This is a genomic window from Tessaracoccus lubricantis (assembly GCF_039544535.1).
GTDB lineage: Bacteria > Actinomycetota > Actinomycetes > Propionibacteriales > Propionibacteriaceae > Arachnia > Arachnia lubricantis.
The window spans coordinates 336,825-357,684 of the sequence record NZ_BAABLV010000036.1 but is presented as its reverse complement, the minus strand read 5'-3'; the positions used below and the strand labels follow the sequence as shown (position 1 = coordinate 357,684).

9 protein-coding genes are annotated in these 20,860 nt (G+C 67.2%); 8 read left to right on the top strand and 1 reads right to left on the bottom strand.

The genetic code is table 11. From position 1 onward, the window contains the following. Nucleotide 1: 1 nt before the first annotated feature. Nucleotides 2–1,138 carry a multiple monosaccharide ABC transporter substrate-binding protein gene (gene chvE / locus ABEA30_RS12730; RefSeq protein WP_345583403.1) on the bottom strand — a complete coding sequence of 379 codons (1,137 nt, stop codon included), beginning with the start codon at nucleotides 1,136–1,138 and terminating at the stop codon, nucleotides 2–4. A gap of 444 nt (nucleotides 1,139–1,582) precedes the next feature. Here chvE and ABEA30_RS12725 point away from each other — a divergent pair, with 444 nt between their 5' ends. The 8 genes from ABEA30_RS12725 (at nucleotide 1,583) to ABEA30_RS12690 (ending at nucleotide 20,840) form a co-directional block, all read left to right on the top strand. Next, entirely contained in the window at nucleotides 1,583–4,669 is a 3,087-nt protein-coding gene (locus tag ABEA30_RS12725) for a discoidin domain-containing protein (protein ID WP_345583401.1), read from the top strand. Between the two features lie 292 nt (nucleotides 4,670–4,961). Beyond that, the gene (gene rpsL, locus ABEA30_RS12720; protein WP_345583399.1) at nucleotides 4,962–5,333 is read left to right on the top strand and encodes a 30S ribosomal protein S12; all 372 of its coding nucleotides are present in this window, start codon (nucleotides 4,962–4,964) and stop codon (nucleotides 5,331–5,333) included. Next, nucleotides 5,333–5,803 (top strand): 30S ribosomal protein S7, encoded by a 471-nt coding sequence (gene rpsG, locus ABEA30_RS12715; RefSeq protein ID WP_345583397.1) that lies wholly within the window; start codon nucleotides 5,333–5,335, stop codon nucleotides 5,801–5,803. The genes rpsL and rpsG overlap by 1 nt, the downstream gene beginning before the upstream one ends. Nucleotides 5,804–5,921: 118 nt before the next feature. Continuing rightward, nucleotides 5,922–7,967, top strand: a complete 2,046-nt coding sequence (fusA, locus tag ABEA30_RS12710) for an elongation factor G (protein ID WP_386084591.1) — start codon at nucleotides 5,922–5,924, stop codon at nucleotides 7,965–7,967. A 77-nt stretch (nucleotides 7,968–8,044) separates the two neighbouring features. Continuing rightward, nucleotides 8,045–8,491: a GNAT family N-acetyltransferase gene (locus ABEA30_RS12705; protein ID WP_345583393.1), complete on the top strand. Its 447-nt coding sequence runs from the start codon at nucleotides 8,045–8,047 to the stop codon at nucleotides 8,489–8,491. A gap of 192 nt (nucleotides 8,492–8,683) precedes the next feature. After that, nucleotides 8,684–9,877: an elongation factor Tu gene (tuf, locus tag ABEA30_RS12700; protein ID WP_345583391.1), complete on the top strand. Its 1,194-nt coding sequence runs from the start codon at nucleotides 8,684–8,686 to the stop codon at nucleotides 9,875–9,877. A gap of 473 nt (nucleotides 9,878–10,350) precedes the next feature. Next, nucleotides 10,351–15,576 carry an alpha-L-fucosidase gene (locus ABEA30_RS12695; protein WP_345583389.1) on the top strand — a complete coding sequence of 1,742 codons (5,226 nt, stop codon included), beginning with the start codon at nucleotides 10,351–10,353 and terminating at the stop codon, nucleotides 15,574–15,576. 152 nt (nucleotides 15,577–15,728) lie between these two features. Further along, a complete protein-coding gene (locus tag ABEA30_RS12690; protein ID WP_345583387.1) occupies nucleotides 15,729–20,840 on the top strand; it encodes a discoidin domain-containing protein in 5,112 nt (1,703 codons plus the stop codon). Nucleotides 20,841–20,860: the final 20 nt, after the last annotated feature.

Sequence of the window (20,860 nt, the reverse complement as noted above, 5' to 3'; positions counted from 1 at the left end):
ATCAGGCAACGCCGGAGTCGACCTGCTCCTGCGTCCAGTAACCGGTGTCGACAAGGGCTTCGGTGACGTTGTCCTTGGTGACCGTGGTGACGTCGAGGAGGTACGACGGAACGACCTTCACGCCGTTGTCGTAGGTCTCGGTGTCGTTGGCCTCGGGCTCGTTGCCCTCGAGCAGCGCCACGGCCGCCTTGACGGCCTGCTCGGCCAGGAGGCGGGTGTCCTTGAAGATCGTCGAGTACTGGATGCCGTCGTTGATCAGCTTGACCGAGGCGATCTCGGCGTCCTGGCCGGTGACGATCGGGAAGGTCTCGCCGCTGTAGCCGTTGTTCTCCAGGGCGGTGATGATGCCACGCGACAGGCCGTCGTACGCGGACAGCGCGCCATGGAGCTTCTTGTCGCCGTAGTTGGCGGTCAGGAGGTCCTCCATGCGCTTCTGTGCGGCCTCCTGCTGCCAGCGGAGGATCGTGGCCTGCTCGATGGTGGTTTGGCCCGACGGGACGACGAACTCGCCCGAGTCGATCTTCGGCTGCAGCACCGACATGGCGCCGTTGAAGAAGAAGTGGGCGTTGTTGTCATCCAGCGAGCCGGCGAACAGCTCGATGTTGGCGGGGTTCTCCGAGCTGAAGCGCTCGGCGAGGCCGTCGATCAGCGACTGGCCCTGGGCGACGCCGACCTTGAAGTTGTCGAAGGAGACGTAGAAGTCGACGTTCTCCGAGTCGCGGATCAGGCGGTCGTACGAGATGACCTTGATGCCTGCTGCTGCAGCGGCGTCGAGCTGCGGTGCGAGGGCGGTGCCGTCGATGGCGGCGATGATGAGCACCTTGACGCCCTGCGTGATCATCTGGTCGACCTGCTGCGACTGGGTCGGGATGTCATCGTTGGCGAACTGCAGGTCGACCTCGAAGCCGGCCTCCTCCAACTGGGACTTGACGGCGTCGCCGTCAGCGATCCAGCGCTCGGAGGTCTGGGTGGGCATCGAGACGCCGACCTTGCCACCGGCGCCCGAGCCGCCGCCGTTGGTGGCGCCGGTGCTGGTTTCGGTGCCAGGCGTGGTGGCGTCGTTACCGCAGGCCGCCAGGCCCAGGGCAGCGACGCTGGCAGCGCCAAGGCTGATGAACCCGCGACGATTGATGTTCATTTGATGTTTCCTCCTTGAAACAGATCAGTGGAAGACCACGTTCGGTCATCCCTGCTGAGGCCGGTGGGCCTCTTCCCGACGAATCGGAAGGTGGTGACACGGAGTGGAAGAAACACCCGTGTCCGGTTTCCTCGCTGTCATGGTGCTCAACCGGGGAGGCCTCCGTCAACGCGAAAGGCCCATTCACTCATCTCGATTTCATAACGATCCTTGCCACTGCCCCGGCCATCCGTCATGGAGTAGAGGCGCTACAATCCGGCCCGCGCTCAGGATCGTTCGCGGCCGCCCGCAGCGAAGGCTCCCCGGGTGCCGGGGCCCCGGTGCTCAGGATTCCCCTGTGCAGCTCCTCTGCCGAGGCCGCTCAATTCCTGCGAGCGTGTTGCCGCGAGTGGGTGCCTCGTCGACTGCGCGGAGTGTTGACTGCGGCTACTCGAAAGGACCTCCATGAGCAGACCCCTCCTCCAGATACTCATCGTCGCCCTCTTCGGCAGTGTTGCCGTGGTGACGCCGGCCGACGCGCAACCCAACGACGCCCCGCTCATCGTCCCTGAGCTCCAGCAGTGGCGCGGAGGGGAGGGCGTGTTCACACTCGAGGCGGGGTCACCCACTCTGGTGGCGTCGGACGGTGCGGCAGAGTTGGCCACCCGATTCGCAGCTGATCTCACGGCCTACACCAGCTTTCCGTCGGAGGTCACTTCGGCGTCCGAGGAAGCAGACGTCGTCCTGCTGCTCGACCCGCAGCTGGCTGTCGATGGAACCGGCCAACTCTTCGCTGCGGAAGGGTACGAGCTCGTGGCCGATGCGGACCGGGTGACCATCACGGCCCGCACGGAGAACGGCCTCTACTACGGCACGCGCACGCTCCTCCAAGGGTTGATGCAGGCTGCCGGTCGCGACGAGTTCCCCGTCGGCGTGGCCGTCGACTGGCCTGACTATGCCGATCGGGGCTTCATGCTCGACGTCGGCAGGCGATACTTCACCCCGGAGTTCCTGCGGGACTACATCGCGATGATGGGGTGGTACAAGCTCAACTCCTTCCAGATCCACCTCAACGACAACCAGATTCCGCGGCCCGCCACAGGATGGCAGGACGGCTACGCCGCGTTCCGTCTCGCGTCCGAGAACCCCGAGCTGGCGGGCCTCGCAGCTGAGGATGGCAGCTACGACCGGGAGACGTGGCGGTCGTTCGAGGAGGCCGCCGCCCAGAACGCGGTGACGATCACGCCCGAGATCGACGTGCCCGCCCATTCACTGGCGTTCATCCAGTGGCGGCCGGAGCTGGGGCTCAACGGAGGCGACGACGACATGCTCGACCTCTCCAAGCCCGAGACCCGAGCCACGATCAAGATGGTCTTCGACGAGTTCATGGACTGGTTCGAAGGACCGGTCGTCCATTTCGGTGCCGATGAGTACAGCCGTGCGGAAGCCGAGGAGTACCGCGACTTCTTCAACGAGATGGCCGCACACATCCGCAGGCGAGGCAAGCAGCCCGCGGCGTGGGGGTCCATGACCGTGATGCATGGCTCTTCCGAGGGGTACGACCGCGACGTGCTCATCGGGGCGTGGAACAACGGTTGGTACGGCATGGCCGCCGCCGAGGCCGACGGCTATGACTACGTCAACATGAACGACTCGACGCTCTACGTGGTGCCCTTCGCCGACTACTACCACGGTCAGGGGCTGAACAACCAGCGCCTCTACGACGTCTGGCTCCCGAACCGTCTCGACGCCACCGACATCGTGCCGCCCGGCGGCCCCAACGGTGCACGGTTCGCGGTGTGGAACGACCTCGTCGAGGCCGACTACACCGAACTCGACGTGGATGGCCTGATCAAGGACTCCTTCCCCGTCATCGCGCAGAAGACGTGGAAGGCGCAGACGCCCTCCCGCAGCTACGCCGAGTTCACGGCTGGCGTCCGCGACATCGGGCGCGGACCCGGGCTCACGACCATCGGTGCCGTGTCGGCTCCCGGCACTGTCGAGCTGAGCCGCGGGGCCGCCGTAGCCGCGTCCTCCAGCACCTCCGAGGGGCCCGCCTCGGCGCTGACCGACGGCAGCAGCACCACGCGCTGGTCCAGCACCCAAGAGGACCCGTCCTTCACCGTGGACCTCGCAGCCTCCAGCACCATCGCGAGCGTGGAGATCGACTGGGCCCAGCCCCTGCCCACGTCATACCACGTCGAGATCTCCGACGACGGGGAGAACTGGCGTGCAGTAGCGGTGCATGCCAGCGGTGCCCTGGCGGAGTTCGAGGCGGTCACCGGCCGGTACGTACGGGTCTCCGTTCAGTCCGATGCGGGGGCGAGCGCCTGGGCAGTCGCGGTCAACGGGCAGCGTCCCCTGACCGATGGGGCCACCGCCTCGAGCTCGGGGGACGAGACCGCCTCCTTCGGTGCCGAGAACGCGGTCGACGGCAACCTGCGCACCCGATGGTCCGCCAGCTACGCGATGCCGACGTGGCTGCAGATCGACCTGGGCGTCCAGCGCGCCGTGGAGCAGGTCCAGGTCCATTGGGAGGCGGCCTCGGCTGCGGCCTACACCGTGCTCGTCTCGGACGACGCGGTGACTTGGCAGGAGGTGGCCTCGAAGACGGACCAGCCGGGCGGCGCGCGGGTGGATGCGCTGGAGTTCGACCAGGTCGAGGCGCGGTACGTGCGGATCAACGTGACGGAGAAGGCGCTGAGTCCCTACCTGTCCGTCTACGAGGTGATCATTCCTGCGGTGGAGATCGATCCGCAGGGCGACAACCTCGCCCCTGTCGTCACGCAGCTGCCCCTGCAGAAGGTCGTGGAGGGCACGGCGGCCTCCATCCGCGTCGTTGCGCAGGACGAGTCGACACCGTTGATGTTCGCAGCTCACGGCCTCCCCTCGGGCCTCGGCATCGATCCACGCACGGGCATCATTTCCGGAACCACCCACGCCCCGGGTGAGCACCGAGTGACCGTGATCGTCGGGGACGCTGCGGACAACCGCGCCCTGATGGAGTTCGTCATCTCGGTGCAGCCGAGGAAGACGCCGTCACCGTCCCCCTCGGCGAAGCCGTCGGGGACCCCGACGACCAGGCCGACGCCGACGGTGCCGCCGTCCGACGAGTTCGTGCGTACCGTGCCGTACACGTTGCCGGGTGCCCACGAGTTCAACGGGCGTCGGTGGAACACCTCGTGTGAGGCGTACTCGCAGACCGAGCGGTGTCGCACCGACATCTGGGCCACGGTGGTCAGGATGCAGGGTGGCACGTTCGTGCGCGAGTCCGGGTGGGCGTTCAACAACCTGACGTACCTGCCGTACATGACGCGTCAGGCGTGGAAGGGCAACCCGTTGGGTGACATGGGGGCCACCACGAACGGGGTGTTCACCTCCGGTGGCCGGCGGTGGCGCACGGAGTGTGACACGGCCGCCACGGGTCGCGGTGCCTGCCGCAGCTACACGTGGACGACGGTGTACGCGGCCACGGCGAAGCCCGAGGGGGGCTACGCCTTCTCCCAGCAGAACCAGTGGGTGTTCAACAACATCGTGATGTTCAAGAGCTGAGGCCGAGGGACGCCCGGCGCGCACGGGACCCAGCCCGTGCGTCGACCGGCTTTTTGACCCGGGAGGGAGCGTCGAGTAACCTTGTCAGGCGTGCCCGGTTGCTCGGGCGCCTTGTGCGTGCCCTGGCATGACGGTCAGTTCCTAAACGTTGCGAGGAATCCTGACCCGTGCGGAGGTCGCACGGCAGACAACTGCGCTTCCCGCCCGGAACGGTGACCCGGAACGGTGGTGCAGCGACCTGCGCCAGGGAAACCCCCGCCAGTTATCCAGACAACGAAAGTGAAACCAACAGGTGCCAACTATTCAGCAGCTGGTCCGGAAGGGCCGCAGGGACAAACCGTCCAAGAGCAACTCGCCCGCGCTGAAGGGCTCCCCCCAGCGCCGCGGCGTGTGCACTCGCGTGTACACCACCACGCCGAAGAAGCCGAACTCCGCGCTCCGCAAGGTTGCGCGTGTGCGTCTGAGCTCCGGCATCGAAGTCACCGCCTACATCCCGGGCGTCGGGCACAACCTGCAGGAGCACTCGATGGTGCTCGTCCGTGGCGGTCGTGTGAAGGACCTCCCCGGCGTGCGCTACAAGATCGTCCGCGGCTCGCTCGACACCCAGGGTGTCAAGGGCCGCAAGCAGGCCCGTAGCCGCTACGGCGCGAAGAAGGAGAAGTAATGCCTCGCAAGGGTCCCGCCCCGAAGCGCCCCGTGGTGATCGATCCGGTCTACGGCTCGCCGCTGGTCTCGCAGCTCGTCTCCAAGATCCTCCTCGACGGCAAGAAGTCCGTCGCCCAGGGCATCGTCTACGACGCCCTCGAGGGTACCCGCGCCAAGACCGGTGTCGATCCGGTCCAGACTCTGAAGAAGGCGCTCGACAACGTCAAGCCCTCCATCGAGGTCAAGTCCCGCCGCGTCGGTGGCGCCACCTACCAGGTCCCGATCGAGGTCAAGCCGGCTCGCCAGAACACCCTGGCGCTGCGTTGGCTCGTCAGCTTCTCCCGCGCCCGTCGCGAGAAGACCATGACCGAGCGTCTCATGAACGAGATCCTCGACGCCTCCAACGGCCTGGGTGCTTCGGTGAAGCGCCGCGAGGACACGCACAAGATGGCCGAGGCCAACCGCGCCTTCGCCCACTACCGCTGGTGATGCAGCCGCCCCCGTACCGCTTGGTCCGGGGGCGCTCATCGTCCCACGACTTGACTCTTCGAAACTCAAGAAGGACCGCACTGTGACCGACCTGAACAAGGTTCGCAACATCGGCATCATGGCTCACATCGATGCCGGCAAGACCACCACGACCGAGCGCATCCTGTTCTACACCGGCAAGAACCACAAGATCGGTGAGACCCATGACGGCGCAGCCACCATGGACTGGATGGAGCAGGAGCAGGAGCGCGGCATCACGATCACGTCGGCCGCGACGACCTGTTTCTGGCACGACCACCTCATCAACATCATCGACACCCCCGGCCACGTGGACTTCACGGTAGAGGTCGAGCGTTCGCTGCGCGTCCTCGACGGCGCCGTCGCGGTGTTCGATGGTGTGGCCGGCGTCGAGCCGCAGTCGCAGACCGTGTGGCGCCAAGCCAACAAGTACGGCGTGCCGCGTCTCTGCTACATCAACAAGCTGGACCGCACCGGCGCCTCGTTCGACCACGCCGTCAACACGATCCGTCAGCGCCTGAACACCGACCCCGTGATCCTGCAGCTGCCGATCGGCGCCGAGGGCGACTTCATCGGCGTCATCGACCTGGTCGGCATGCGCGCCCTGACCTGGCGCGGCGAGACCAAGATCGGCGAGGACTACGACGTCGAGGAGATCCCGGCGGATCGCCTGGAGGAGGCCAAGGAGGCCCGCAACGCCCTCATCGAGCGCATCGCCGACGTGGACGACGACATCATGGAGATGTTCCTCGAGGGCGAGGAGCCCACGGTGGAGCAGATCAAGGCCGCCATCCGCAAGGGTGTCATCGGCAACGAATTCACCGCCGTGGTCATGGGCACCTCGTTCAAGAACAAGGGCGTCCAGCCCCTGCTCGACGCCGTCGTCGACTACCTGCCGTCGCCGCTCGACGTGCCGGCCATCGACGGCTTCAAGCCGGGCGACGAGTCGGTCCACCTCGAGCGTCACCCCAGCGATGACGAGCCGATGGCGCTGCTGGCGTTCAAGATCGCCGCTGACCCGCACTTGGGCAAGCTGACGTTCGTGCGCGTCTACTCCGGCGTCCTCAAGTCCGGTGCGCAGGTGCTCAACGCCACCAAGGGCCGCAAGGAGCGCATCGGCAAGATCTACCAGATGCACGCCAACAAGCGTGAGGAGATCGACGAGATCGGCGCCGGCATGATCTGCGCCGTGATGGGCCTCAAGGAAACCACCACCGGTGAGACCCTGTGTGACCCGGCCGCCCCGATCGTGCTCGAGTCGATGGAGTTCCCGAACCCCGTCATCGAGCAGGCCATCGAGCCGAAGACGAAGTCGGACCAGGAGAAGCTCTCCAACGCCATCCAGCGTCTGGCCGAGGAGGACCCCACGTTCCGCGTCCACACGGACGAGGAGACGGGCCAGACCATCATCGCCGGCATGGGCGAGCTGCACCTCGACGTCCTCATCGACCGCATGAAGCGCGAGTTCAAGGTCGAGGCGAACATCGGCAAGCCGCAGGTGGCCTACCGCGAGACCCTGCGCCGCAAGGTCGAGAAGGTCGAATACACGCACAAGAAGCAGACCGGTGGTTCCGGCCAGTTCGGTCGCGTCATCATCGACCTCGAGCCCACCGAGCCCGGCTCGGGCTACGAGTTCGTCAACGCTGTCACCGGTGGCCGCATCCCCCGCGAGTACATCCCCGCGGTGGACCAGGGCATCCAGGAGGCCATGCAGTTCGGCGTCCTCGCCGGCTACCCGGTCGACAACATCAAGGTGACCCTGACCGACGGTGCGTACCACGACGTCGACTCCTCGGAACTGGCGTTCAAGCTGGCTGGTTCGCAGGCGTTCAAGGAGGCGGCCCGCAAGGCGGACCCGGCCATCCTCGAGCCCGTCATGGCCGTCGAGGTGACCACGCCGGAGGACTACCTCGGCACCGTCATCGGTGACCTCAACTCGCGTCGTGGCGCCGTCCAGTCGATGGACGAGCTGCACGGCAACCGCGTGGTGAAGGCCCTCGTGCCGCTGTCGGAGATGTTCGGCTACGTCGGTGACCTCCGCTCGAAGACCTCGGGCCAGGCCACCTACTCGATGGAGTTCGACTCCTACGCCGAGACGCCGAAGAACATCATGGACGAGATCGTCGCCAAGGCCAAGGGCGAGTAACTCGAACCAGGGCTGACACCGGCCGGGAGCACCGCTCCCGGCCGGTGTCGCATGTCCGGCGGCAGTACAGTGAGGCGGTGGACATCCGGATCAACACCTGGGCCGACCTCACCAGGGACGAGTTCTTCGACATCGCGGTGCTGCGCTCGGCGGTGTTCTACGTGGAGCAGCGCGCCGACGTCGAGGACTTCGACGCGTACGACCGGGCCCCCGAGACGCTGCACTACGCCCTCCATGACGACGACGGGGCGGCCGCCTACCTCCGGACCCTCCGGCTGCTGAAACCCGAGCACGGTGCCTCGTGGGCGCTCGGCCGCGTCGCGGTGCGGCGTGACCGGCGCGGCGAGGGCTTGGCGCGGCTGCTGATCGCCGAGGCGGTCGGCCGCGTTGGCTCGCAGCCGATGGTGCTGCACTCCCAGACGTATGTGCAGTCCTTGTATGCCGGCTTCGGCTTCGAGCCGGTGGGGGAGTTGTTCCACGAGGCCGGGATCGAGCACGTCTCCATGGTGCGTCTGCCGTCCTGAGGGACCGGATCCGGACCGCGGGACTCGCGGCTTGCCCGTGTTCGGTAGACTGGCCGATCAGTGTGGGCACCGCTGGTTTGACTATCGGCGCTCACTGCACAAAAATGAATGAGTTCCCTGTGTCCGGAATCAGGGAACCCCAAAAATCTGAAGCTGCGCACGGTGCGTGGCGAGATCCTAGAAGGAGCCCTCGTGGCAAAGGCCAAGTTTGAGCGGACCAAGCCGCACTGCAACATCGGCACCATCGGACACGTCGACCACGGCAAGACCACTCTGACCGCGGCGATCACGAAGGTGCTGCACGACAAGTACCCGCAGTGGAACGCCGCCTCGGCGTTCGACCAGATCGACAAGGCGCCCGAAGAGCGCCAGCGTGGCATCACGATCTCGATCTCGCACGTCGAGTACCAGACCGAGAAGCGCCACTACGCCCACGTCGACTGCCCCGGTCACGCTGACTACGTCAAGAACATGATCACCGGTGCTGCCCAGATGGACGGCGCGATCCTCGTCGTCGCCGCCACCGACGGCCCGATGGCGCAGACCCACGAGCACATCCTCCTGGCCCGCCAGGTTGGCGTGCCGGCCATCGTCGTCGCCCTCAACAAGTGCGACATGATCGACGAGGGCGACGCCGACCTCATCGACCTGGTCGAGATGGAGCTCGACGAGATCCTGACGGCCCAGGGCTTCGAGGACACCAAGATCGTCCGCGTTGCCGCCTTCCCCGCCCTGAACGGCGACGAGAAGTGGGCTGGCACCATCCTCGAGCTCATGGACGCCGTGGATGAGTACATCCCGCAGCCCGAACGCGACACCGACAAGCCCTTCCTCATGCCCGTCGAGGACGTCTTCACCATCACCGGTCGTGGCACCGTCATCACCGGCCGCATCGAGCGTGGCGTCGTCAACACCGGCGACACCGTCGACATCGTCGGCATCCGCGAGCAGAAGCAGACCACCACCGTCACCGGTGTCGAGATGTTCCGCAAGATCCTCGACGAGGGTCGCGCCGGCGAGAACGTCGGCCTGCTGCTCCGCGGCACCAAGAAGGAAGACGTCGAGCGCGGCATGGTCGTCATCAAGCCGGGTTCGACCACCCCGCACACCGACTTCGAGGCCAACGTCTACGTGCTGAACAAGGAAGAGGGCGGCCGTCACAAGCCGTTCTTCTCGAACTACTCCCCGCAGTTCTACTTCCGCACCACCGACGTGACCGGTGTCGTCCAGCTCCCCGCTGGCACCGAGATGGTCATGCCCGGCGACAACACCGAGATGACCGTCCACCTCAACAAGCCGATCGCCATGGAGGAGAACCTCAAGTTCGCCATCCGTGAAGGTGGCCGCACCGTTGGTGCAGGCAACGTCACCAAGATCCTCAAGTGATCTGACGCACAGCGCCTGAGAGGGGCCGCGCAGCTTTCGCTGCGCGGCCCCTTTCGTCGTTGCGGCCCTTGCCTCCACCAGGCACTGGCAGCGGGAGGTGACCTCGTCGTGAGGCCGACCGTCGCACGGGCGGCGGGCACGCTGTTCGAGGCCGAAGCCCCTTCCAGGTCCTCACCGGGTAGGCCCGCGCCATCGAACGATCCTTCGCCTCGGGCGGCAGGATCATCGGGTTTGATCGGTGGTGGAAACGGCACGCTGACCATGAAGGGTCGACATCGAGGACCCGCTGGGAGTGGCAGAACCCGAAATCTACGTGCAGGGGCCCTTCACCGGGCACCCGATGGAGGACGGAAACGTCCCCCGAGCCAGTGCGCACCCGAGCTGCGCACTTTGGTGGCAACGCTAACAAGTTGATCGAGGCGCGCTTAACGTGGTGCGACTGCATCAACGACGATCGGAATCGGAGAGATCCCATGCGCAAACATTTCGGTGGGCTGCGGACGACGCTGGTGGCCGCCCTCGCGGTGGCCCTCACGGCGACGATGAGCGCTGCCCTCCCCACAGCGAAGGCAGCGGAGACGGACGCGCTCAACGTCGGTTTCGGCGGATCACTTGGCACTGACGACTACACCGCCCAGGGCGACGAGATCAAGCGGGGCATCCTGCAGAAGATCGTCGGCACCGAGACCCAGGTGGCGGGCGAGGGCGTGGTCCTGCACGGCGGTCGTGAGGGCGTGCGTTTCACTCCCACCGAACAGCTCGTCGACACCGGAACCAAGAGCTTCCTCATGGAGGCGGAGTACACGGCCACCAAGTACGACACGCTCGACACCATCCTGGCCGCAGGGGGCAACCTCTTCGTGCGGGCCCAGACGCCCAACGGGGGTGGCGCCATGAAGCTGCGCTACGGCTGGAGCACGAATGCCAGTGGTACATGGCAGGACTACATCGCCGAAGCCGATCTCCCGGCCGTCAACGCTCGGCACGCCATCTCGCTCCACTACCGCCACACCGCCGCACTGACGACCCTCGAGGTCACTGTCGACGGCGTGCCGTTGCCCGCGGTCACGGGTGCGCACCCGCTCACCGTCAGCAGCGGCAACGCCAACATGTTCGGCTACGGCAACGACATCAACGCCGGCGGCAACACGCGCGGCCTCGACGGCACCCTGCACCGCGTCCGGACCGCCGCCACCGACGGTTCTGCCGGCGTCGCCTTCGAACTGCAGCCCCGCGAACTCACCACCGACCTCCTCAGCGTGACCTTCGACGGCACCGTGACCAGCAACGCCTACACTGCCGCAACCGGAGAACTCGTGGGCGGTGCGCTCACCACCAGGAACGGTGCCACCGTCGCGGACGGTCAGGCCACGATCAACGGCGGCGCGCAGAATGTCCGCTTCGTGGCCGACCCCAACCCGCTCATGGCGCAGGACCTCGACCAGGGCTTCGTCGCCGAGCTGGAGTTCACTCCGAGCGCCAGCCAGAGCGACCTGAGCACCGTCTTCGCGCTGGGCGGCAACTTCTTCGTTCGCTATCAGAACGGCGCGCTGCGCTACGGATACTCCCAGAACAACAATCCGGGGTGGACCAACAACGTCGCCGAGGTCGCGCTGCCCGCAGCGGGCGAGCCACACAACCTCTCCGTGGCATACGAGCCGCAGGCCGCTGGTGGCGCGAAGGTGCACCTCTGGCTCGACGGGGTCGCAGGCCCTGCCGTCACCGGTACCGGTCTCTCGCGGCAGAGCACGCCGGGCGTGGCCGCGATCGGCGGCGAGGCCAACGACACGCGCGGCTTCAACGGCTCCATCCAGCGTGCCCGGCTCGCCACGCTGAACGACGCGTTCGCGCCTGCGGCCTTCACCTTCCAGACGCTTCTCCCGGAGAACTGCACTGGCGGCCCGTTCGAGCCTGCCAACTACCATCCCGTCTCGTCGGCCGACTGCGCCCAGGATGTCGTCGCAAAGGCGAGCGCGCTGCGTCCCACCCAGGAGCAGCTCGACTGGCAGGAGCTGGAGTACACCGGCTTCCTGCACTTCGGCCCCAACACCTTCGAGAACGTCGAGTGGGGCTATGGCACCTACCCGGCCGAGAACGTCGTGCCGACCAACGCCGACATCGACTCGTGGGCGAAGAACATGCGTGACGCCGGCATGAAGATGGCCATCCTCACGGTCAAGCACCACGACGGCTTCCTGCTGTATCCCACCCGTTACTCGGACTACTCCATCAAGTACTCGCCGTGGAAGGACGGCAAGGGGGACATCGTCAAGGAGTTCACCGACGCCGCGCACAAGTACGGCCTCGGTGTCGGCCTCTACATGTCGCCGGCGGACTCGAACGCGGAGCTCAAGGGCATCTATGCCAACGGCTCGGCCGCGACGCCGCGCACCATCCCGACGCTCGTCACCGGCGACGACCGTGCCGCGGCAGTCGCCGCAGGTACGCTGCCCACCTTCGAGTACAGTGCCACCGACTACGGCCAGTACTTCCTCAACCAGCTCTACGAGATCCTGACCCAGTACGGTCAGGTCGACGAGGTCTGGTTCGACGGCGCGGGAGGCAACACGTCGGGGACCGAACGCTTCGACTACGTGGCGTACTACGACATGATCAAGGCACTCCAACCGCAGGCGCAGATCGCCGTGGGGGGCCGCGACATCCGGTGGATCGGCAACGAGGGTGGCTACGCCCGCGACAATGAGTCGAACACCGTGCCCATCCGTGAGGAGCAGGCCGCAGGCAAGATCGGCGTGTCCAGTTCCGGGCACTTCGACCAGGCCCTCGGCTCCGACGCGCAGATCATCCAGCGCGCTGCCTCCGGCGACGCCACCCATCTCCACTGGTGGCCGGGCGAGGCCGACATGAAGCTGACCCCCGGCTGGTTCTGGGGCCCCGGCAAGGACACCCCGAAGTCCGGGCAGACACTCCTGGACAACCACTGGGATGCCTCCGTGGGCCGCAACGCGGTGCTGTTGCTGAACGTACCTCCGACCAAGGAGGGCCGCCTCTCGACCTCCAACGTCAACGCGATCATGGACTTCGCGTCGCTGCGCCGCAAGGCCTATGGCAACGACCTCGCCCTCGGCAAGGACGTCACCGTGGGCAACACCACCACGAAGCTGGCGACGGACGGCAACACCAGGTCCAGCTGGGTCGCGGCCGCGGCCACGGACCGCACGCCGCTGGTGATCGACCTCGGCTCCGCCCAACGCGTCAACCGGATCAGCGTCAGCGAGGATTCGCTTGCCCATGGCCAACAGATCAACGGCATCAAGGTGGAGGCCCAAGTCGGGGGCACCTGGCAGCAGGTGGCGACGGCGGGCACCGTCGGCGTGAACCGCACGTGGCGCCTCAGCACCCCCGTCACGGCTCAGCATTTCCGCGTGACCGTGCTCGACGCCCGCGCGGCCTACTCCATCGCCAACCTCTCGCTCTACCAGACCCTCGACGCCGACCCCGGTCTGCGCAGCGAGGTCTGGATCGACTGTGAGGCCGCCACCGCGGGTGACGGCTCGCAGGCAGCGCCCCTCAGCTCGCTCGAGCAACTGCGCAGCATGGACCTGGCGCCCAGCGCCACCGTGTTCTTCAAGTCCGGCACCGCGTGCGCAGATTCGTCGGCGCGCGTCTGGTCGTACGGCTCCGAGGCCGACCCCGTCGTCATCACCACCTACGGGGGCACCACGGTGCCGACCATCGGTGGTGAACCTGCCGACCTCTGGTTCGCCGGGTACGAGAACCAGAACTTCGAGGTCTTCCTCGACCCCGAGACCAATCGTGAGCCCCGCATCACCGTTCCTGCGGACCAGTCGTTCATCGTGGCCCGCGCCGCAGAGGTCCAGGTCCTCGCCTCGGACCGCGACGGCGACAGCCTGACGTTCGCGGCCACGGGCCTGCCGGCCGGTCTGACCATCGACGAGACGTCCGGGCTGATCTCGGGCACGCCCTCCACGATCGGCACGAGCACCGTCACGGTCACGGTTGACGACGGACGCGGCGGCGTAGCCAGCGCGACGTTCCTCGTCGACGTGACCCGCGCGCCGCTCATCGAGCTTCCCCAGGAACCAACGGCCATGGCGCTGGGGACCACACAGACGCTGACGTTCGACACCAACGGACTGCCAGCCGACTCGGTGGTGAGCGTGGCTGCACCTGAGGGGTGGGTCGTCTCGCCGTCGCGCCAGTGGGCACCCGCCGGTGACGGCAGCGTCACCGTCACCCTGCGGGCCCCCGCCTCGGGGACCAGGGGGGTCATCACGGCCACGGTGCTCACGCCGTCGGGTGAGACAGGTGCCGTCAGCGCCGAGATCGCGCTGACCAACCCGGCGGCTGCGGTCGGCATCGCCGGTGTCGTGGCCTGGGACTCCGCGGAACCCGCAGAGGGCGGCGGGAACGGTTACGTATCGGCTGCCGTCGACGGTAACGCCTCGTCGTTCTGGCACACCCAGTGGGACGGCAGCAGCCCCACCCACCCGCACTTCATCACGGTTGACCTCGGCGCGGAGAGGACCATCGGGTCGCTGACCTACCTCCCGCGGGCGAAGTCGGTCTGCGGGTCGTCGATCAACGCGTCGGCCTGCAACGGCCAGATCGTCGGCTACGAGGTGCACTCGGCCACAGGTTCCTTCGGTGAACGCACCGCCACCGAGTTGCAGGGTGTGAAGTTCGCCGATCCCTCAGACGTCGCCTACACGCAGGTGGCAAAGGGCTCGTTCGACGCGTCGAACACCAACGCCAAGACCGTGACCTTCGCGCAGCCGGTGACCACCCGCTACCTCAAGCTGGTGTCCACGTCGGCCGTCAACGGGGCCAACGGCCAGAGCCAGCCATGGGCACACGTCGCCGAACTCAGCCTGCGCGAGCCGGTCGAGATGGCGAACCTGACCGACACACCCCTCACCGATGCCCGAGTTGCTGTCGAGCCAGCGACTGCCGCTCAAGGGGAGGAAGTCACGGTCACCGGCGTCGGCTTCGTGCCCGGTTCCTCCGTCGAGCTGGCGATCGGCTCCGCGAAGGTCACGGTGACGGCCAACGACGTCGGCGTGGCCAGCGGCGTGGTCACCGTTGCCTCGGACCAGCCTGTCGGCCAGGCCATCGTCACGGCCACGGCCGGTGCCGTCAGTGGAACCGCGACCCTGGCAGTGACCCAAGCCGCATCCCCGTCGCCGTCGCCCAGTGTGTCGCCGTCGCCGTCGGTGTCGCCGAGCGCGTCGCCGTCGCCGAGCGCTTCGCCGTCGAAGTCGCCTTCGGTGAAGCCGACGGTGCCTGGTGGTGAGTTCGTTCGGACGGCGCCGTACACGCTGCCGGGCCAGCACGTGCTCAACGGCCGTCGGTGGATGACGACGTGTGAGGACTACTCCCAGACGGAGCGGTGCCGCACGGAGATCTGGGCGACGGTGGTGAAGGTGGAGAACGGTCAGTTCGTCCGCGAGAGCGGTTGGGCGTTCAACAACCTGACGTACCTGCCGTTCATGACCCGTCAGGCATGGAAGGGCAACCCGCTGGGTGCCACGGGCGAGTTCGCTTCGGGTGGTCGTCAGTGGCGCACCGAGTGCGACACCGCGGCCACCGGCCGGGGCGCGTGCCGTTCGTACACGTGGACGACGGTGTACGCCGCGACCGCGAAGCCTGAGGGGGGTTACGCCTTCTCGCAGAGCAACCAGTGGGTGTTCAACAACATCGTGATGTTCAAGAGGTGAAGTTCGAGCCCAGTGTGCGCTGAACGCACGGGGCAACGGCCCCGTGCGTCCAGCGGTTCAACGGGGTGTGCGCAGTTCACCAATCAACCGTTTCATTACCCCCTCGGCCGATGCCGTACGCGGTCGGTCACCGTCGACAGAAGGTTCTCCCCATGCAGTTGCGTAGACGTTTCGCGGCATCGTTCGCGCTGTTCGCGGCCATGGCCCTCACGTTGGGGCTGCTTCCGGGCTCCGCCCTGCCCGCGAAGGCGGCGGCCACCGTGGTCAACGTGGCAGACTTCGGCGCCGACCCCACCGGCACCTACGACTCCACCCAAGGCGTTGCGGCCGCGATCGAGCACGCCAAGACCGTCACCGGACCGGTTACCCTCAACTTCCCCCGCGGCACCTACCAGATGTACTCCGATCAGGCCGCGGAGCGTGAGCTGTACATCTCCAACACGGTGGGCGCGAACCAGTCCCACAAGATGAAGCGCATCGCGCTGCTCCTCGAGGACATGGACGACGTGACCATCGAGGGCAACGGCTCGCAGCTGGTGATGCACGGACAGCAGATCATCTTCGCTGCCCTGCGTTCGACGAACTCGACCCTGCGGAACTTCACGCTCGACTGGATCTCCCCGCGTGTGGTCGACGTCACCGTCGTCGCCGCCGGCGACGGCTACCGCGACGTCCACATCCCCGATGGCTACCGCTACGCCATCAACGGCACGGACGTGTCGATCACTTCTGAGCTCAGTCCCTACACCGGCCAGCCGTACTGGAGCTACCCGAGCCTGCGCAGCGTCGGCTACAGCCAGACGTTCGAGTACAGCTCCGGCCGCCTGCTGCGCAGCGGCGGGGCCGCGGGTGCCCTCTTCAGCGGCGTGACCTCCATCACCGAGGTGGAGCCGGGCCTGTTGCGCTTCCACGGTTCCAGCATGCCGCTGGGCCGCTCCGTCCAGATCCGCACCACGACGCGCGACACCTCCGGCATGCTGATGTTCGAGTCGACCAACACCACGCTGGCGGGCCTCGACCTGGGCTACCTGCATGGCTTCGGCGTCGTCGCGCAGATGAACGACGGCCTCACCGTCCGCGGCGTGAACTTCCGCCAACCGGGCGGGTCGTGGCGCTCCACCTCCGCGTTCGCCGACCTCATCCAAGTGTCTGGAGACAAGGGTGAGGTGCTCATCGAGGACTCCACCTTCGGCTTCGCGCACGACGATCCGATCAACGTGCACGGCACCTACGTGCAGGTCGAGGCCGTCAACCGGCGCGAGGTGACGCTGAAGTACATGCACAACGAGACTGCCGGCTTCCCGCAGTTCTACCCGGGCAACCAGGCCATGTTTGTGGCCAAGTCCACGATGCTCGAGGTCCCCGACTGGGTGGGCACCGTCGTCTCTGTGGATGGCCCCTCGGGCTATGACTCCTCCAAGCCGCTCACCACCATGAAGGTCACCTTCGACAAGGACCTGCCGGTCGGCGTCACGCCCGACCAGCACGTCGTCGAGAACCTCACCTATTCGCCGCAGCTCACGGTGCGCGGCAACCACTTCGAATCCATCCCCACGCGCGGCGTGCTCGTGACCACCCGCAAGCCCGTACTGATCGAGAACAACGTCTTCGACCAGATGGAGATGGCCTCCATCTACATCTCCGGCGACGCCAACAACTGGTACGAATCCAGCGTCGTGCGCGACGTCACCATCCGGGGCAACCTGTTCACCCGGCCCGGCGGCGCGGCCGGCGGCAGCAACCCCGTGATTTTCGTGGATCCGATCCTCAACACCATCGTGCCCACGCGCAAGGCCCACGAGAACATCACGATCGAGGACAACACCTTCCTCGTCGGTGACTCCACCATCGTGGACGCGAAGTCCGTCAACGGTCTGAGGATCCTCAACAACACCGTCGGTCGCTACGACCGGGGCCTGGCCTCGGCCGTCACCCTGGGCGACGATGAACTGGCACCTGGCGAGACCACGCAGGCCACGCTGGCCGGCGGCAATCACACGCGCCCCATGTACGTGCTGCGCGGCTCCACCGCGGTGCAGATCTCCGGCAACGTGTACGACGACGGGCTCAACCGCCGCGTCAGCACCACCGACATGGCGCCCGCCGACCTCGCCAACGGCGACAGCGCGCTCGCCGTCGGCACCAACAACACCACGCCGCAGGGTCAGACCGGTTACGAGTCGAGCGACCCCTCCATCGCCACCGTCGACGCCAACGGCGTCGTCACCGCCAAGGGCGTCGGCACCGCCGAGATCAGCGGCTGGCGCAGTTCGCCGCTGGGTATCACCGAGAGCCTGTCGGCCACGGTCACGATCACGGAGGCTTCCGGCCCTCCGGTACCAGTGCTCGCCAGCGCCTTCGACGTGATCAGGCCCACCAGCGGGCGGGTCATCCCGCAGGACGACGCGTCGCTGCGTCTGCTGCCCACCGGTGGTTCGCTGTGGGCCACCGGGAACAGCGCCGGCAACATCGTCGCGCTACGCACCCCGACGCTCAAGGTGGGGGAGTCGGCCACGGTCACCATGAAGGGCCGCACGCAGCAGGGCTGGGAGGAGACCGGCATCGGCCTCTATACCAACGACGACAACTACGTCCTCCTGCAGCGCAAGCACGCCGACGGGTCTCCCGCGATCAAGGTCGTGACCGAACTGGCCGGCGCGCCCGACGAGGGCCGCTCCGTGGCCAGCCCCGCTGAGGAGACCGTGCACCTGCGTCTCACCCGCACGGCCACCGGTGTGCAGGGCTCCTACTCGCTCGACGGCACCACGTTCACCAACGTGGGCTCCGAGGTGGCCAACGCCTCCATCACCGACGCCAGCCGCGTCGTGCTGCTGGTGGCCGGATACCAGAACGCGACGTCGCTGCAGCACCCGTTCGACTTCAGCAACCTCAGCGTCGGCGCAACCGAGGTGCCGCTGGTCCAGTTCGGCGGCGGCACTGCCGGACCGCAGAGCCCGGAGCGGCCGGCCGACCTGCCCAGCCGGCACGCCGACATCGCCACCGCCGACTTCCAAGGCGTGACGTTCCCGGGTACCGCCCGCGATGCGACCACCCAAGGCGTCGTGACGGCCGTGGCGGACACCGTCACCGGCTACACGGTGAAGATCGCCACGGTCGAGACCGGTGCCAGTGTGACTATGCGCGTCAACGGAGTGCCCCTCACGCCGGCGGGGGACGGCACGTACAGCGTGCCGGTCACTGGCGGCACGACGGTGCTCGAGGCCTGGGTCACGGCCCCCGACGGCGTGAGCCAGCGCATCTACCGTTGGACCACACTGTCGCAGGCCGAGCGGGCAGCGTGGCCGCAGCCCGACCCGACCGAGGGCCCGGGGCTGGCCGTGACGGAGGCCCCGGAGACCATGGCCTACGGCTCCGACGCCGCGGTCAGCTTCGCTGGTGTCGACGTGCCGAAGTACAGCACGCTCACCGTCCAGGTGCCGGCGGGTTGGTCCGTCACACCGTCCGAGCAATGGCTCGAGGAGGGTGACCCCACTGCCTCCGTCACGGTGCGTGCCCCCGTGTCGGGCGTGTCCGGGGTCGTCCGGGCGACGCTGACCACCATCGAGGGTGACACGGTGACGATCCCGGTCATCATCAGGCTGACCGACCCGTCCGCGCTGGACGTGGCGGGCGTCGTGGCCTGGGACTCGGCGGAGCCGGCCGAGGGTGGAACCGCCAGCCCCAACGGCTACGTCACTGCTGCTGTCGACGGCAACCCTGCCACCTACTGGCACACCCAGTGGCAGGGCTCCAGCCCGACGCACCCGCACCAGATCGTGCTCGACCTGGGCAGCGAGCAGAACGTGGCATCGTTGACCTACTTGCCGCGCGCGTCGTCGGACTGCGGCGGGTCCATCGCCTACCCGGCGTGCAACGGCCAAGTGGTCGAGTACAAGATCTCAGCCTGCAGCGGTGACTACGGCGTGCGCACGGCGGCCCAACTGCAGGGCCGGGGCTTCGCGGAACCCGTGGACGCCACGTGCACCGAGGTCGCGGCCGGGTCGTTCAGCACGGCCAACGAGGCCAAGACGGTCACGTTCGACCAGCCGGTGGCCACCCGGTACCTCAAGTTCGAGTCGCTGTCGGCCGTCCTGCGCAACGGCAGTAGCCAGCCGTGGAGCAGCGTGGCGGAGCTGAGCGTCAAGGCACCGGCGGTCGCTCAGCCCGAGCCGCTGGTCGACGTGCCCCTGGGCGCCCTCATCGAGGTCTCGCCCACCACTGTGGACGCTGGCCAAACCGTCACCGTCGTCGGAGCCGGCTTCGCGCCTGACGCAAGCGTCACGTTGACGCTCGGCTCGACGTCGATCACCACGACCGCCGACGGCCAGGGCCGGATCAGCGCCTCCGTGCAGGCGCCGGCCTGGGCCACCGATGATGAGCTGGTGCTCACCGCGACCGACGGTACCGTCGCCGGTTCGGCAGCAGTGACGGTGCGTGGCGTCGTCGTGCCCGACACGACGGCCCCCGCTGTCGAGAAGCCGGCTGACCTCGCGGTCACCGCCGGTGACCGGGTGTCAGTGCAGGTGTCGGCGAGCGACGCGTCGCTGCCGCTCGGCTACCGCCTCGTGGGGGCCCCCGAGTGGCTCGCGATCAGCGGAACCGGCCTCATCACCGGTACGGCCGAGGGCATGGGCAGCTTCCACGTCACGGTCGTGGTGACGGACGCGGCCGACAACGCGGCCGACGTGTCGTTCACCGTCACGGTGCAGCCCAAGGTGACGCAGTCGCCGAGCCCGTCGGTGTCCCCGTCGCCGTCGCCCAGCGTGTCGCCGTCGCCGTCGAAGTCGCCGAGCGTCAAGCCGACGACGACTCCGACGAAGCCGTCGTTCGTGCGGACTGCGCCGTACACGTTGCCGGGCAGGCATGTGCTCAATGGTCGGCAGTGGATGACGGTGTGTGAGGACTATTCGCAGACCGAGCGGTGCCGTACCGAGATCTGGGCAACCGTGGTGAAGGTGGAGGATGGCCGGTTCTTGCGTGAGTCGGGGTGGGCGTTCAACAACTTGACGTACCTGCCGTTCATGACGCGTGCCGCGTGGCAGGGCAACCCGTTTGGTGACCTGGGTGCGACCAGCGACGGTGTGTTCACGTCGGCGGGTCGTCAGTGGCGCACGGAGTGCGACACGGCGGCCACGGGTCGTGGCGCGTGCCGTTCGTACACATGGACGACGGTGTATGCGGCCACGCCGAAGGCGTCGGGTGGCTACTCCTTCTCGCAGAGCAACCAGTGGCTGTTCAACAACATCGTGATGTTCGAGAGGTGAGTCGACCCGTGCAGTGGAAG